Raw genomic sequence first — 15,947 nt, forward strand, 5'->3', positions numbered from 1 at the left:
AAACTCTCTTTATTCCAAACTCGGAACCTTACATCCCACTAATTCATAAAATCTGTTGATCGTTCCTGTTCTAGATCCTGATTTGTTTCTGTTTAAGATGGTATAGAGAATATAATCGTTTTGCGATTTGACCAAAGCACCTTGAAACCAAAAACTTCCTTCCCAAGAGCCGGTCTTTCCATACACGTTAGCCGATTTATCTACACATTCTGACCAAAAAAGGGTCTTTTTCCATTCTTCCATAATATCCTTAGGCAGCCCATAACCATTCTCAAAAATTTTGGACCAAGAAGAATGTACACTTTTAGGAGTTAATCTGATCCTTCCTCCATGTTTTAAACTTGCAAGATCGATCCACCAATCTCGGACCTTAGGATCCAATTTAGAATTCCCTAAATAACCGATTTTACCTAAGGTAATGTCCAATTTGTCTTTTCCTAATTTAGGAAAGACTTTTTCAAAATAATCATTGGAAGAATAAAACAATGCATCTCTTAAATTCAAAAGTCTGGGCGAATTAGGAATATGTTTGTCTGCACATTCTATCTTTTCATCCGGATCAATGATTTGATTCTCAAGCAAAGACAGGACCAAATATGTTTTAAAGGTAGAAGCAGGAGAATATTCCTTTTTTAGGAATTCAGATTCACCATAGACCTTTTCCGATCTGGGTTTACCGGAACTTACCTCAGTTATAAGGATCAACTCTTCTGAGTTAGTCGTTATAGTTTTGGAAGAAAAATTTTGGGAATATAATGGAGTTAGAAGAAAAAGAAAAGAGAGTTGAAAGAGTAAAAAGCGGCCTTGAGCGGAATTCTTTCCCACTGAAAATCGAAACATGATCGTTTCCTATTCCAGGGGAAAAATCCGCCCATCATTTCTTTAAAAATTGTTTTAAGATATTCTCACGAATTTCTTCAATTTTAACGATTCCCCAAGCCAGAGGAACTTTGAATTTCAACGCGTTATCGCTCAGGTCTTTTTCTCCCTGTGCTTTTAGCTCGTCGAATCTCTGTTCCACCTTCTCCTTTCCGTCGTTTAGATCCTGGAGAAGTTTATCGAAAATCTCTTTCGAAGTCTGGACGGCCCCAATCCCGGCATTGATGATATCGTTTAGTTTTTGGTTGTCCATGCCTTGCTATTCCTTTTTAACTCCATTTTTATGCACTGCACAAAAATTGCAAGAATAAAATTCCTGCTCGGTCCTTGAATCTGATTGCCAGTGCCGGATTTAAGGCAGATTTTGGGACCCCATGCGAGTTTCCATTCTACCCTTAGTATTCGCCATTTTCGGCCTGCTTTTTAGCAATTGTTCTGGAGATATCAAAGATATCCCTTTAAAAGGCTGCTCCAAGATCTCCGGAATGCCCGGCCCTGAAGATCTAGCAATCGATAGAGATGGAGGATTACTATATGTATCTTCCCACGAAAGGAGGATCAAAGATCAGGAAGGAAAGATCTACTTTCTGGATCTGAATTCTTCTACACTTGAGCCCAAACTATTAGAAACTGAATACCCTAAAAATTTCAGACCTCATGGGATGAGCCTTCTAAACCAAAATGGAAAGTATAGATTATATGTGATCTCTCATATCACATTATACAAAGAACATTCTATAGAAGTTTTTGAAAGAACAGAAAAACCTTCCGCAAAATCCAAAGCAGGAAAATGGAAACATATCCAAACTCTGCAAGATCCTTTGGTCACAAGTCCTAACGATCTATCGGTAGCCTCCGAGAATGAAATTTTCGTTTCTAACGATCATGGAGAAGGCGGATTCATGCTTTATCTCTTTCATGATCTTTTCAGAATGAAACGTTCTGAGATAGCTTACTACGACGGAAAATCCTGGTCTTCATTAGGAAATCCTGTCTCCTTAGGAAACGGGATCCTTTATGTAAAAAGACCCGATGGAAAAGAAGTTTTATACAGATCCTCTTTTAACGAAGGCACCGTTTTAAAATTCGATATTAAAAGAGAAAACGGAAAAATCGTATTAGGAGAACCTAAATCGATTTTGTTGGGAAGCGGACCGGATAATCTGGAGATTGATGAAAAAGGGACAATATTCACTGTCACTCACCCTTCCGTCATGAAGTTCCTAAAACATGCGAGCAATGGAGAATCACATTCTCCTACCAAGATATTTACGATTTCTGCGGATGATTCTATTTTAGAAATTTTTTCTAACTCCGGTGAATTGATTTCTGCGGGAAGTACTGCGCTCACCTATAAGGAAAGAGTTTATATCGCTCAAGTATTCAACGATTTTATTCTGCAGTGCCAATTATAAGAACGTAATACTAGGATTGTTAGTCTAAACGATAGATGTCGGAAGAAATTACAAAAACACCGAAACAATCCGCTGCGGAAACCAGGCATATAGTTATGCCTGACCATACCAATCATTACGGTACCCTCTTCGGGGGGACCTTAATGTCTTGGATTGACTTGATTGCGGTCATGGTTGCCCAAAGACATTGTGGGAGAGAAGCAGTTACCGCGAGTGTAGACAAACTGAATTTTCTGGAACCGATCTCTTTGGGAGATCACGTGATCCTGAAAGCCTCCGCAAATTATGCAGGGAGATCTTCTTTAGAGATCGGTGTACAAGTCTCTAAGGAAAATCCTTATACAGGGATTGTGACTCGTGCAACTACTGCATATCTCACATTCGTTGCATTGGATGAGAATAAGAAGCCCTGCCCTATCCCTAAAATAAAACCGGAAACAGAAACAGAGATCAGAAGATACGAAAACGCGATCTTAAGACAAGAAGCGAATCGAAACCTTGTTAAAAAGATCAAGGATAACGGAAAAGTCTAATTATCTTCTGCGATATACTTCTGCTTCTACATTTGCAACTTTTCTAAGTGTAGAAGGTTCTGCAGTGATTTTGAATTTTCTGAACTTGGAAGAATTCTCTTCTAAATACGCCTGAACGAATTCATTCCTTTTTTGGCGGTCGGAAAATACGAACGTATCGATCGAATCCAAGGTCTGGATGAAGTCCTCTTTCGGAATAGGAAGTTCTCCGGGGATAAATTCAAGAACCTTTAAATTTGGATATTCTTTTTGAATATGGAAATAAGGATCCGGAATTGCTTGTAAATACAACTTTTTAGAACCTTTTAGTTCCGGTCCCAAAACCTCGTAAAATCTATCTTTAAGATCGAATTCCGGATTTCCGAATCCTATTCTTTTATAAGCATTCACTAAAATTGCAATATTTGAAAATACTAATATAGCAGCGATAAACTGTACTCTTCTACTTCTGATCCTTTCAAAAAAGAATCCTCCCAAAGCGGATAAAGGAATACATAAATACATTACGTAATAATATTCTGTGGATAAGATCAAAAAGAATAGAATGGAAACTGTCCATACAGAGAAGAAGAACGCAGACTTAGGTTTGTCTTTAATTTCTCCTCTTACCACCCAAAGCCCATAAGCTAATGCCAGATAAAAGAATAATCTTAAACCAGGAGATTCATATCCGCCCAACAAGACTTTGATCTTTGTAATTGGAGAGAAGGATTGGAATAGATCTTTTTTACGTCCAAACTGCGCTCCGAACTGATAGAAAAAGATTCCCCAATCAGGATGGATCCAAATTCCCCAAACAAGTATAGGCAGCGCACCGCCCAACCAAAACATCCAAACCTTCCACGCTTTTGCTTGGTGGATCAGAAGTAATGCTGGCACTCCGAAAATTGCACCGAATGGATGTGATAAAAATGAGATCCCTAAAAAAAATCCGGATAAGAATGCTTCGTACTGTTTGAGAGGATTATCTCCCTTCCATTTTGCTTTTCTTGCGAGTACTAGTAAGGACAGAAGGGCCCAAAATAAACAGAGCGCTTCCATTCTCGCAGTCCAACCTACTCTTAAAAATAATAGATCAGTAAATAAAAGTAAGGATGCGCCTAGTCTTGCAATCGGAGAATAATCGAATGTTTTTAGTATAAACCAAAATATCCAAATACTCGCAACGGATAAGATCGCAGCGAATAATCTGAGAACTTCGAGACCATCTCCCCAAAATTGAAGGACCCAACCATTTAATAAAAAGAAAACTGGAGGCATCCAAAGTGTTTTGGTCTCCATTCCTTTTACTAAACCTTCCAACACATCCGTGCGGAAGGATCCATTTTTCGCAAAATCTAAGGAGGGAGAATAGAATAAGACCTCGTCAGGCCAAACTGGCGGAAACTCCAACCCGGAGATCCTAAATATTAAAAGTGAAAGTATGGATAAAAAGAAAAGACCGATGAGTCCGTAAATTTCGGAAGATCGGTCTTCTGTTCTAACGGGGGAACCCATGATACAAAGCGCCCCCGGCTGATTATTTTAAGGTAGCTAATGCTTCTTGTTCGGTTTCGTAGACTTCGAAAAGATCCAACAATTCCACAACATCGAAAACTTTTTTAACGTTAGGTGTGATATTACAAAGTTTGAGTTTTCGATTCTGCTTTTCTAGTTCCCGGACCATTCCCACAAAGATCCTGATCCCGGAAGAAGAAATATAAGAAATATTTTGCAAGTTAATAACGATATCACCTGTTCCAGCTTGGACATCGTCTAGAAGTTTTGCCTCTACCTCGTCCGAATGTGTGATATCCAGCCTGCCATCCAATTGGACTAGGGTGTGTTTCCCTACTTTTTTCGTTTTAATTTCCAAGCTAGGCTCCGAGCGACGATCCATAAGATCATATTCCGACAAAGAAAATTTCCTTTTTTAGTTACAAAAGGGGAACGGAAAGTTCGCCGTAGACTAAAATAGTGAGGAAATGGGGTTTTACAAGAATTTTTTCCCATCCCCTCAATTCTCCTATAGTTGGAAAATCCTAAATTTTGAATATTATGCCGCCGAGCCGTTAATTTCCTCCAACGGAAATTTTTTGATCGGAGCCAGTTTGGGTTTCTGTCCGAGCAAGTCTTTCAGAGATTTTTGAGAAGAAAGCCCCAATTGTTCCTGGATACTTTCCAGGTCCCAGCCCGCTTCTATCAGGTGAGAAGCCAAACTTCTCCTTAATCTAAAAACCGAAACCCAAAGACCCGTCAATTCTTCTAGTTTGGAAAACATTTTTTGAACAGTCCTGGGCCGAAGTTTGCCAAGCCTGCCCGAAAACAAAAAGTCCTCTCCCTGCTTGCCCTGAGAAATAAACCATAAATCCCTTCTTAGCGAATATGGAATGGAAGGATTTCTGGGGTTTAAAGTTTGGGAATGATGGATCAATATTTTGTGATTCGACCAATCTAAATCTTCCACCCTCAAAGAGACCAGCTCGGAAAGTTGGAGCCCGAAAGAGTATAACATTCGAAACCAAATATAATGATTTTCGTGTGTTCTGGATGCATTCAGAAGGAGTCGGATCTCTTCCTTACTTAATGGAGGATTGTCCTCTGGCAGAAGATTTCTTCTGCTTCTTTTCTCTTTTTTCATTGGAATACCTTAATGTGATCATGTGATTTTTTTCTCGGAGAATGAGATTCGTGAAAATGCCTGCAAAGTAGAATTCGCCATTTCGATCGATTGATTTGCGGAATAGTGGTTACCGGGGTTCGGAATGTGGATTCTCCGATCCGCCTGAAATACATTGAAATACTAAGCGACAGCGATCGCAGCGGAAATCCCGCGGAGCGGATTGGAGCGTAGAGCGCGATCACGAGCAAAGCGAGTGAGTCGCCCGGCTGCTCCCCGACATTTCAAATCGTCATAAAATTGTTATCCGATCTTAACGAGTTCGGGTTTGGATACAAATATGAAATATTTCTGGAAGGCTGCCAAGTTTGCCCTTCATTGCCAATTACCAACTCCTCCTAAAGTCTCTGAACAAGAGATTACGATTAGAACGGACAAATTTGAAATTCCTGCGATTCTTTATTCTCCGAAAGGGAAATCTTGCGGAACCATTTTGGCAGTAAATGGATTGGCTTACTTGGGAAATAAGGACCCAAGATTTGCTGCGGTTTGTAGATCTGCAGCAGCAGTGGGTTATACGGTTATTTCTCCTTTGCTGGTAGAAGTTACCCAGTTCCGAATTCGAAAAGAGACTGTTGAAAAGATAAAAGATCTGATACTTCATATCTCTTCCGATAAAGAATATTGCCCGGATCAAAAACTTTCTTATATTGCTCCTTCTTTTTCGGGAAGTATGGGACTGATTGCGGCTTCTGATCCGGAAGTAGGAAAAAAGATCTCTTCCATTCTTACAATCGGCGCTTATTGTGATGTTCAATCCACTTTGGACTATGTGATGACTTCTGACGAGGGAGACGAGTATGGAAGGATGATCCTTCTTTATAATTTCGTAAAGTATGCTCTCAAGTCCGAAAACGAAGAGTTGGAATTCGCATTGAAGGCTTGTGTTTTGGACGGAAGTTTTTCCAGAGAGTTCTTGGAACTTCCTACCGTTTTGGAAAATATCAGCGCGGAAAACAAAGAAGTATTCTTCAAACTTAGAGAAGATAAAAATTTCAGGGAAAAGGTCTGGAAAGAGATCGTAGCGAATGCAGGATCCCAAAGTTCATTCTTACAAGAACTACAAGTAAAAGATAAACTTCATCTTTTAGATTGCCATGTTTCCATCGTTCATGGTTTGGGGGACAATGTTGTCCCTGCGAAAGAAGCTGTGATCTTAAAAGAAAATCTTCCTCGTAAAAAATCAAAACTAGTGCTAACACCTTTGATCTCTCATGGAGATGTAGGAATTTCTTTGGCTCAGCTACCTGCGATCTATGATCTAGTGCAGGGTTTTGCATTCTTCTTTAAGAATGCGAAGGTAAAAGAGAAGGCGGCCTAATTTAAAAACTTTTCGTATAAAAGAATTCGATCAGGTCCCTGATTTTATAAGGTTTTTCCAGAAGATCGTTAATTCCGAGTGCGGAAAGTTTTTCCTTAGTCTCATTTCCGAACTCCGTTCCGGAGACAAAAATTTTCAACTCAGGACATTCTTTCTTAATGGTTTCCAAAAATTCCAAGGAAGAAAGATTTTCAAAATCCAGATCGATCACTGTTAAAACCGTGGTTGATTTAAATTTATTTAATATTTCGTGAGCCTTTTTAGTGCTGTCTGCACCGATCAATCTAAATCCCAAGGCCAACATTTGATCTTGTAGGATTTCCGACAAATAAGGGGATTCTTCGACAACTAGAATAATACCCGTAGATGTTTGAGGATCTTTTCCTGGGGTTTTTAGTAATTGAGAAGTTTTCGTTTTTGCAACCGGGAAGAATAATCGAATACTTGTGCCAATGCCTAATTGGGAACTGACCTGCACCATTCCTTCATGGTTTTGCATGATCCCATAAACCATGGACATTCCAAGTCCACTTCCTTGTGTCTTGGTTTTTGTACTGAAGAACGGTTCGAATATCCTTTTTCTAGTCTCTTCGCTCATCCCTTCTCCGTTATCCGAAACTTCGATACAGAGATATTCTGCAGGTTCAGAAAGTGGGAAAGATTCCCTGATATTTGCTCCTTGTACTTCAAATGCGCGTATAGATATCTCTCCTCCTTCCGGAAGTGCATCTCTTGCATTCAAACAAAGATTGATTAGCACCTGCTCTAACTGAGAATAGTCTCCCACAATTGTAGGAAGTCCTTCTTTACATTCTTTTCTGAATTTTATTTTTTCGGAGAATGTTGGTACCAATAGATCTACTGTTTCATTTACTAATTGGTCGGCTAGGATCGTTTTAAATCCTCCTCCTCCTTTTCTAGCCAAGGAAAGAAGTCTGCGAACTATAATTGCTCCTCTTGCAGCCGCAGCATTGATAGAACGGGACATGTCCGTAAGAGAAGCGAATTTGGACGATTCCAATTGCATTTTAGTCGCATATCCCGAGATGATCTGCAGAATATTATTAAAATCGTGAGCGATCCCACCTGCCAAGGTCCCGATCGTTTCCAATTTTTTAGATTCTATCAATTGCGCTTCTAACTTACGACGAAGAGTATCATCCAATAGATATCCTCGGATAGAATCTATACTTCCTGATTTATTGAATGAAGCGAAATAATTTCCAGTTGTATGGATGGGTAGGCCATTTTTGTCCTGAAAAAATTCTTCATGAGTTTCTAATCGGAAACTGATCTGTATTTTCTGTAAGAAGAAGGAATAATCATCATAAGAAGGAAAAAAATCTGCAAAATTCTTAAGAGAAGCTTCTGATTGTGTTTCGAATCCGAACATCTTTAGGAAGGAAGAATTAGCTGCCAGAATATTCCCGGAAGGATCTGTGATAAAATTTGCGGAAAGATTTTCTTCGAAAAATTTTCGGTACTGTTCTCTGCTCTGTAGAAGTTTACCTTCTATCCTTCTTCTTTTTTGTAACTCTTTTCTGGAATCGCTCGTAGCCCTTCCTGTGATCAAAGAGACTACACATAGGATCCCCAAGTTTATTAAAAAGATAAGTTCTTTATCGTCCTTAAACCATTGATAATGTTCAGATCGATCAAATAGAACTGGAAATACTAAAGTGATTATCTGCACCCAAATATTTGCAGTCAGCGCCATCGTGATTCCGTATCTTAATGCGGCCCAAAGAACGAATAATGCAAATACGAACCAGTATTCTAAAGTAGGTATGATCGCCCCGAAAATCCCGCAGAGTAAAAATACGGCGATAATTTCCGCGATCTTTCTAGGTTTAAGATTTCTGAGCCTAGTTCTGTCCCAGTTTGTTTCCCTATTTTCCCAAGAGCCTTCCGTTCTTGCCCAACCTTTGTGCTCCATCCAAGGAGTTACCCATAATAAGATCGGAACGGAAACACTCAGTGTGTCAAATAACGTGGCACTCATCCCTTGAAAAGAGGATACTAACAACTTTTCCTGAGGTAGATCTCCGAATAAGACAAGACCTTCTGCCACTAAAATCCCGTTACAGATCGCGGCTGGAAATGCTACCCAGAGTACAAATCGTACTGTCTCTCTTAGATCAGGTAACCAGGCTTTCCCTTTTCTCCATTTAATAAAAAAGAACCAGGAGATAGCCACTGCCAAAACTTCCCAGAGACAATAGATTGGATATTTATCTACATCATGAAGTCCCCAAAGATTGGCGGTGAACAATGCGTTGGCATACATTGCGGGTAACGTGCGTGCCGGTCCCCACCAAAAACATAATACAATACCGACAGGAATAGGAAGATAGGATATGGAGATCCCCGTATCCACTTGGAAGGCTAAAGAAGCCTTAGAAGCGAAATGAAATAGGATTAACGGAAGGACCCAAGTCCAATAAGGAAGTGCCTTATTTTCGATATAGGGAGTTCTTCCGCTGTTCTTTATGTCGGATAGTAAATTCAGAACCGGCTCCCGAGTTCCAATATTCTTTATTGTTTAGAGAGAATCCACTCTTTGCGGGAAATAGAACTAAAATTAATAAACAATCACGAAAACTTTTTGTTTTCTTTGGGAAAAAAGCTGTGCTATTCGTTGTTAAACGGGAGTTGAAGCGTCAAAGCAGAACTTAGTTCTGCTCTACAGGAGAAATATCTATATGGATCCAATACTCGTCGCCATAATCGAAAAATAACTCTTCGCCTGCTTTGATCTTACGCATTGCCTCGAATCTTGCGGTCTTCCAACGAGTGGATACCACTAGTTTCACATTCGGCTTAGAGCTATGATTGATATAACGAGTGTAGTTGGACTCTTTACCTTCTCCGTAGATCCAATGATCTTTGCAGATCCAAAGTAAATATTTAGACTCACAGTATTTAGCTGAGTTTGCGGACTTATCGTTAAGCACTCTACCGGTATAAAATCCTACGGTATCACCTTTGACTAAGTCTTGTTTGGAGAATAACCCCATTCCGATTCCTGGTATATCGGATTCCCTAATTTCGAAATCCTTCTCTGAAAATACTTGAGGTCTGCGAATTTTATATCTGACCGACATCGTAAGAAACACATCCACCTATTGGAATCGGAATATTAATCCAAAGAATCTTATGGCCTCTCTTTGTCCATCCGCAATTGATTTATCATGTTTTTCTACTAAATGCGTATTACTTTAGGTCCAATTTTTTTTATAGGCTTGTCTATCGAATATATGATGTAAATCTCTACTTAGATGGACAAACCGTATAGAAAGAACGTGGGAATGGTAGTCTTCAACTCTAAAGGAGAGGTTTTAGTAGGAGAAAGACTGAATTTTAAAGGCTCTTGGCAGTTTCCTCAAGGTGGAATAGATGATGGAGAAGATCCTAACTCGGCTGCTCAAAGAGAACTTTTAGAAGAAGTAGGCATCGAAGACGCTAAGATCATTGATGAATATCCAAGCTGGATCAATTATGATTTCCCCGAGTCCTTACATTTAAGCTCTAATTTAAAAAAGTATAAAGGCCAAACCCAAAAATGGTATCTTCTATATTGGAACGGTAAAGCAGAAGACTGTGATCTAACGGCTCATGAGCAAGAGTTTGAAAGAGTTAGATTCATTCCATTCCAAGAATGTCTTTCGACCGTAGTATCCTTTAAAAAAGATGTGTACCAAAAGTTAGTCCAAGAGTTCGAACCTAAGATCTTGGATTTTATGAAGAAGGGATCTTTCTAGATGAGTGCAACATTTTATACTCCTCCCGGAGGCCCTCCTCCTCCCAGTCCTCGTCTTAGAGAATTGTTCTCAAAGGTTGGAGAAGATTCCATTAGGGAACTTGTTTCTGTTTTTTATGATCAAATAGCTATCAGCGAAATTCGTGGAATGTTTCCAGAAGATCTAGAAGAGAGCAAAGTAAAGTCTGCTGACTTTATGGTGCAAGTTCTAGGAGGTCCGCCCTATTATGTTCAAAAATATGGGCCTCCAAAAATGAGAGCCAGACATCTTCCGTTTCCGATCGACGAAAAAGCTAGAAGAGTCTGGCTTTCCTGTTACCGCAAAGCGATAAAAGATTGGGAAGCAGACGAAGAATCTAAAGAGATACTTTGGCAGTTTTTACAGGATTTCTCCTCTTGGATGGTAAATAAGGCTTCTTCTCAAGAATGAGGGAGTATAATTTAGCTGTAGGAGTTACAACGTGAATGGCTGCAAAAAACGAATCTAGAGCAAAAATTAGGATCCGAGGAACCGTACAAGGAGTTGGTTTTAGATATTTTGTGCTACAAAGAGCACAAGAATGCCGACTGAAAGGTTACACCATGAATCTTCCAACTGGAGAAGTAGAAGTAGTGGTTGAAGGAGACAAAGTTTTTATAGAAGATTTGTACAAAGCAGTTCAAAGAGGGCCTTCTAAAGCAAAAGTAACGGAAGCTACAATCCATTGGGAAGATGCTAAAGGTACGTTTAGGACTTTCGAGATCAAACGTTAATCTAATAATCCCTTTGGAAGGCCGATCCAGTTCGATCGGATAAATTTTACTGACGAAACCTGGATTTTTTCGGAGAATGACTGTATGCAAGCGAAGGATGCACATAAAAATAAATTTCTGAAACTTGCGCTCCTCCGGATCCTCGGATCCATCTTTATCGTAATTATCTTACAAAACCCGATCTTCTCAGTCACTCCCACCCCTGTTTCTTTTATGAGTCCTGTTTATGCAGTTCAGGAAGACAAAGGTATCTTAAGACTGATCTCCATTTCTTCTATCAATGGAAAAACTGGACTTGTTTATACTGGAACCCAAGAGAAGGGTATTCCGGTTTTTAGAAAACAGAACTATATTCTTTTTAGAACTTCTAAAGAACTGAATCTATTAAATTTAACTAATTCTAAAGTTAAGGCAATCAAAGGAACGAGAGATGCATTCCCAGGCAACAGCGGATTTTTAAAAGATAAATCCATTGTGATCTTCTCCAGAAAAAATGCAGATCGATGGGAAACCGTTTTATACGATTACGAAAAGGAGAAAGAGATAAAATCTCTGCCAGGCTACCAACCTTACGTTTCTCCAGACCAAAAAAATTTAGTATTGATAGGCAACGAAGTTCGTTACTCTGAACATGGAGAAGAATCTCTCAGAGTCCCGATCCATAAATATTCTTTAGAAACTTCCGAATTAAAAACTCTAGCTTGGATAGAAAGTGGGAAATTACAGATCACTGACGTATATACGATTGCGGAAGATCTGGTTTTAGTACGTGTAGCAACGGAGAAGGAAAACAGACTTTATAAACTTCCTTCTTTAACGGGAGAATTGATCAAATTTTCGGATCCATTCTACCCTTTTCCGATAAACCCTCAGTCCAAAGAACCAAGAGAAAACAAAGAGCAAGTAAATATCAGTTTTAGTCCTGACGGAAAAGTTCTATCCTTCACAGAAAGAGCGGACGGAAAATTGGGGAACATAGTAGTTGTAGATCTAAAAACGAAACAAAGATACGATTCTTCTTTTGTCGGTTGTTTCCCTGTGGTTAAAAACGGATCTGTTTATTTTTTAGGAGATCCTGAATTCGTAAAACAATCCAAGGACCAAGAATACAGACCTTATAATAATTATACTCTATACGAACTAGATTATAAAAAAGATAAGATCCGCTCTATTACTCCTATTTCCGGAAAAGTAGAACTCCTAGAATAGTCCAAAAACGTTTTCGTACTTTATTGCATTATACTTTCATGATGCAAATTCAGGTGTTTCTGAAAGTTTTGCTTCTTCCTTCTCTGTTGATACTGCAAAGATCCCGAGAGCAGTGATTACGCATAATGCTCCCGCAAACATAAATGCGAGATCGTATTCTCCTTGTACAGTTCGGATATAACCCGCTCCGAATGCAGCGACTGCAGCTCCGATTTGGTGGAACGCAACCACCCAACCGAACATCAATCCCACTTTTTCTCTTCCGAATATTTTAGCAGTTAATGCAACTGTAGGTGGAACAGTAGCAATCCAATCTAATCCGTAAAACACTGCAAATATAGAAAGTTTATTTGATTCAGGATCAAATGCTTGGGGTAATAATAATAAGGAGATACCTCTCAGTCCATAATACATAAATAACAGAATTTTGTTATTCACTCTATCGGATAACCAACCTGAACCGACTGTTCCGATCAGATCGAAAATTCCCATGAGTGCCAAAAGACCTGCAGCTCTTACTTCCGGAATTCCATGATCAGAACATGCCGGAACTAAGTGAGTTCCTACGAGACCGTTTGTACTTGCTCCACATACAAAAAAACTTCCTGCAAGAAGCCAAAAGTTTCTGGATCTTAATCCGACCTTGAGAGCGTTGATGGCTTCCATGAATGGATTTCCGGAAACAGGTAGGATTCCTTCTTCTTCACTTTTTGCCCCATAAGGTAAGAGTCCATATTGTTTAGGGGAGTCTTTCATTAAGAAAAATACTGTAGGAAGAAGTATCGCTAATATAGAAGCCACCGCATAAACTGCGTTTCTCCATCCTTCTTGCTCAGTTAGAGAGGCTAAAAACGGAAGAAAGACGATCTGTCCAGTAGCGGTACTCGCTGTTAAAATTCCCATGAGAAGTCCTCTATGAGAAACGAACCAACGATTAACCACTGTAGCCCCTAAGACCAAGGCTGCCATTCCGGAACCGAATCCTACCATCACACCCCAAAGAACTACTAGTTCCCAGTTTGTTCGCATAATCGTCGTTAGCAGAATTCCCGAGATCAATAGTCCGAGCGCAAATACCATAATTCGTTTTATGCCAAAACGATTCATGAGTCCTGCAGCGAATGGTCCAACTAATCCATACAATAAAAGATTTACGGAAACCGCGAACGAAATGGCAGATCTATCCCAACCGAATTCTTTTTCGAGAGGAACTATCAAAATTCCTGGCATGGATCTCACTCCAGCGGCAACGATCAAAGTGAAGAATGTAACGATCAAAACGATCCAGGCATAATGAAAAGAAAAACGTTTGCTCAAAGCTAGGCCTCTATAATTCGGACCGGGAGATTCTCTCGAATTCCCTATCTATGATTTGACTATGGGGCTATTCAAAAGTTATAAATTACGTTCGTTCCTTTCGAGGCTTTCTAATATAAAAAAATCTTGCTCGTTCTTTCGGAAGAATTAGAAAGATCCTCTCCACAGTGAAGAGGAAATCATGAAAAAAATCCTAACGTATTCTTTATCGGGAATGCTAGTAGTCGTTCTAGTTCTTGTAATATTCTATTACGCAACTTCGGGGCCTGGAGAAACGATAAGTTTCCAAGATCCGTATCATACGGAGAGGCCTAGTGCGCAAGGATCTAAATTAATGGTAGCAAGCGGTCATCCTTTGGCGACCAAAGCGGCTTTGGAAATATTAGAAAAAGGTGGGAATGCAGCGGATGCAGGAGTGGCAGCTCTTTTAGTCTTGAACGTGACCCAAGGAGAAGAGGCTTCATTTCCCGGAGTGGCCCCTTTACTTTACTATGACCAAGCTGATAAAAAAGTTCATAGTTATATCGGAGTTGGGACTGCACCTGCAAAAGCTACTATAGAATATTTCAAGTCTCGGGGACATGAGTCTATTCCAATGTTGAAATATTCTTCACAATTGGTTCCTGCATCTCCGGATGTGATCGTTGCATTACTAAAAAAATACGGCACAAAATCTTTTGAAGAAGTAAGTAAACCTGCTATCCAAATAGCAGAAGAAGGTTTTCCAGTTCATAAAATTCTAATGAGGAATTTGAACATAGGAGTATTCAAAAGATTAGGTCTTAAGTTTTTACTTCCTTATAATGCAAAAATTTATGTGGGAGATAAATGGTGGAAACCACTTCATGCAGGAGAAAGATTTAAAAGACCAGCGTTATCCGCAACATTAAAAGAGTTGGCAGAAGCAGAGAAGGCCGCTTCTTCTTCCGGAAAAAACCGACTAGAGTCTCTGGAAGCTCTTAGAGATTATTTTTATAAAGGACCGATTGCAGAAAAGATCGCCAAAGCCCACGAAGAACATGATGGTACTATGGCTAAGTCGGATCTAGTTAGATACAGCGCCGACTGGGAAGTTCCATTACAAGGAAATTATGGGCCTTATACAATCTTTTCCAATCGTACTTGGAACCAAGGTGCTGTTGTTCCGATCGTTCTACAAATTTTAGAAGGGATAGATCTAAAATCCATGGGGCATAACTCCAAGGAGTATGTTCATTCAGTGGTTCAGGCAATCGAACTAGCGATGGCGGATCGTGAAAAATATTTTGGAGATCCTGCTTATGTTTCGGTTCCGGAAAAAGGCCTACTCAGCAAAGAATATGCAGCGGAAAGAAGAAAACTTCTGCAATCCAAGGCCTTCGGAAAAATTCCGCCGCCGGGAAACCCATTCTTATTCGAATCTCCTGCTAACGCCAAAAAGATCGCATATCAAAAAGAAGATATTCTTGCAGTTAATGAGGAACCTCTCTTTGATCTTACTCCAAGTTTTTGGGAAAGGACAAATTCCGGAAAAATAGGAAGAGACACGACTTATCTAAGCATTATAGACTCTAAAGGAAATTCCTTATCCTTAACTCCAAGTGATTTTCCCCAATCACCAATTATAGAAGGTGATATCACTTTAGGAATTAGAATGACCCAATTCCGTTTAGACCCAAATCATCCGTCCGCTTTGGTTCCGGGAAAAAGACCTACAATTACGCCTAACGCTTCCATGGTATTTAAAGACGGAAAATTTTGGATGAGCTTCGGGACTCCAGGCGGGGACATGCAAACTCAGGCAGTGGTCCAAGTATTCTTAAATTTAGTCGTTTTTGGAATGGATCCACAAGAAGCAGTGAATGCTCCACGTTTCCGATCTTTGAACTGGCCCGACGCCTTCTCCCCTCATAAATATTATCCGGGAAGAATAGAATTAGAAGAAGATATCTATAAAAAAGAAGGAAAAGCTCTCGAAGCTCTCGGTTACGAAGTCAAAGAAAGAGAAAAATGGGAATATGATTTTGGGGCTCCTTGTATTTCTTTAAAAGATCCTAAAACTGGGATTTTATATGGCGGGGCCGACCCAAGAAAAGAATCCTGGGCGGAAGGAAAATAAAAG

The 15,947-nt window shown here is 39.7% G+C and carries 16 protein-coding genes; 8 read left to right on the forward strand and 8 right to left on the reverse strand.

The window, feature by feature from the left end:
• Positions 1 to 9: 9 nt before the first annotated feature.
• Positions 10 to 840, reverse strand: coding sequence for a penicillin-binding transpeptidase domain-containing protein (locus EHO65_RS14505; RefSeq protein WP_135775303.1), 831 nt, complete (start codon positions 838 to 840; stop codon positions 10 to 12).
• A 34-nt stretch (positions 841 to 874) separates the two neighbouring features.
• Positions 875 to 1,132, reverse strand: a complete 258-nt coding sequence (locus EHO65_RS14510; RefSeq protein WP_100705174.1) for an LIMLP_16025 family protein — start codon at positions 1,130 to 1,132, stop codon at positions 875 to 877.
• 121 nt (positions 1,133 to 1,253) lie between these two features.
• Between EHO65_RS14510 and EHO65_RS14515 the strand changes: the two genes are divergently transcribed.
• Both EHO65_RS14515 and EHO65_RS14520 read left to right on the forward strand, forming a co-directional pair.
• Positions 1,254 to 2,294, forward strand: a complete 1,041-nt coding sequence (locus tag EHO65_RS14515; protein WP_135775304.1) for an SMP-30/gluconolactonase/LRE family protein — start codon at positions 1,254 to 1,256, stop codon at positions 2,292 to 2,294.
• Between the two features lie 35 nt (positions 2,295 to 2,329).
• A complete protein-coding gene (locus EHO65_RS14520) occupies positions 2,330 to 2,827 on the forward strand; it encodes an acyl-CoA thioesterase (protein ID WP_135775305.1) in 498 nt (165 codons plus the stop codon).
• On the opposite strand, the gene EHO65_RS14525 is transcribed toward EHO65_RS14520, so the two are convergent.
• The 3 genes from EHO65_RS14525 to EHO65_RS14535 all read right to left on the reverse strand — a co-directional run bounded on the left by EHO65_RS14525 (position 2,828) and on the right by EHO65_RS14535 (position 5,447).
• Entirely contained in the window at positions 2,828 to 4,324 is a 1,497-nt protein-coding gene (locus tag EHO65_RS14525) for an ArnT family glycosyltransferase (protein WP_135775306.1), read from the reverse strand.
• Positions 4,325 to 4,346: 22 nt separating this feature from the next.
• On the reverse strand, positions 4,347 to 4,682 hold the full coding sequence (locus EHO65_RS14530) for an STAS domain-containing protein (RefSeq protein WP_020769420.1): 336 nt from the start codon (positions 4,680 to 4,682) through the stop codon (positions 4,347 to 4,349).
• Positions 4,683 to 4,862: 180 nt separating this feature from the next.
• Positions 4,863 to 5,447 (reverse strand): tyrosine-type recombinase/integrase, encoded by a 585-nt coding sequence (locus EHO65_RS14535; protein WP_135775307.1) that lies wholly within the window; start codon positions 5,445 to 5,447, stop codon positions 4,863 to 4,865.
• 319 nt (positions 5,448 to 5,766) lie between these two features.
• Between EHO65_RS14535 and EHO65_RS14540 the strand changes: the two genes are divergently transcribed.
• Entirely contained in the window at positions 5,767 to 6,807 is a 1,041-nt protein-coding gene (locus EHO65_RS14540; RefSeq protein ID WP_135775308.1) for an alpha/beta hydrolase, read from the forward strand.
• A 1-nt stretch (position 6,808) separates the two neighbouring features.
• Here the strand turns inward: EHO65_RS14540 and EHO65_RS14545 are convergent, their stop codons facing one another.
• Positions 6,809 to 9,184, reverse strand: coding sequence for an ATP-binding protein (locus tag EHO65_RS14545; RefSeq protein ID WP_244243542.1), 2,376 nt, complete (start codon positions 9,182 to 9,184; stop codon positions 6,809 to 6,811).
• A gap of 295 nt (positions 9,185 to 9,479) precedes the next feature.
• Positions 9,480 to 9,911, reverse strand: a complete 432-nt coding sequence (locus tag EHO65_RS14550) for an SET domain-containing protein (RefSeq protein ID WP_135775309.1) — start codon at positions 9,909 to 9,911, stop codon at positions 9,480 to 9,482.
• A gap of 174 nt (positions 9,912 to 10,085) precedes the next feature.
• Here EHO65_RS14550 and EHO65_RS14555 point away from each other — a divergent pair, with 174 nt between their 5' ends.
• From EHO65_RS14555 to EHO65_RS14570, 4 genes are all read left to right on the forward strand, one after another.
• On the forward strand, positions 10,086 to 10,568 hold the full coding sequence (locus EHO65_RS14555; RefSeq protein WP_135775310.1) for an RNA pyrophosphohydrolase: 483 nt from the start codon (positions 10,086 to 10,088) through the stop codon (positions 10,566 to 10,568).
• Complete coding sequence (locus EHO65_RS14560; RefSeq protein ID WP_135775311.1) at positions 10,569 to 10,997, forward strand: globin domain-containing protein; 429 nt, start codon at positions 10,569 to 10,571, stop codon at positions 10,995 to 10,997.
• Between the two features lie 35 nt (positions 10,998 to 11,032).
• Positions 11,033 to 11,320, forward strand: a complete 288-nt coding sequence (locus EHO65_RS14565; protein ID WP_086447896.1) for an acylphosphatase — start codon at positions 11,033 to 11,035, stop codon at positions 11,318 to 11,320.
• Positions 11,321 to 11,404: 84 nt separating this feature from the next.
• A complete protein-coding gene (locus EHO65_RS14570) occupies positions 11,405 to 12,529 on the forward strand; it encodes a TolB-like translocation protein (RefSeq protein WP_135775312.1) in 1,125 nt (374 codons plus the stop codon).
• Positions 12,530 to 12,565: 36 nt separating this feature from the next.
• On the opposite strand, the gene EHO65_RS14575 is transcribed toward EHO65_RS14570, so the two are convergent.
• Positions 12,566 to 13,846: an MFS transporter gene (locus EHO65_RS14575; RefSeq protein ID WP_135775313.1), complete on the reverse strand. Its 1,281-nt coding sequence runs from the start codon at positions 13,844 to 13,846 to the stop codon at positions 12,566 to 12,568.
• 181 nt (positions 13,847 to 14,027) lie between these two features.
• On the opposite strand from EHO65_RS14575, the gene EHO65_RS14580 reads away from it, so the two are divergent.
• Complete coding sequence (locus EHO65_RS14580) at positions 14,028 to 15,944, forward strand: gamma-glutamyltransferase family protein (RefSeq protein ID WP_135775314.1); 1,917 nt, start codon at positions 14,028 to 14,030, stop codon at positions 15,942 to 15,944.
• Positions 15,945 to 15,947 lie beyond the last annotated feature (3 nt).

The sequence above is a fragment of the Leptospira andrefontaineae genome (genome assembly GCF_004770105.1).
Taxonomy (GTDB): Bacteria; Spirochaetota; Leptospiria; order Leptospirales; family Leptospiraceae; genus Leptospira_B; species Leptospira_B andrefontaineae.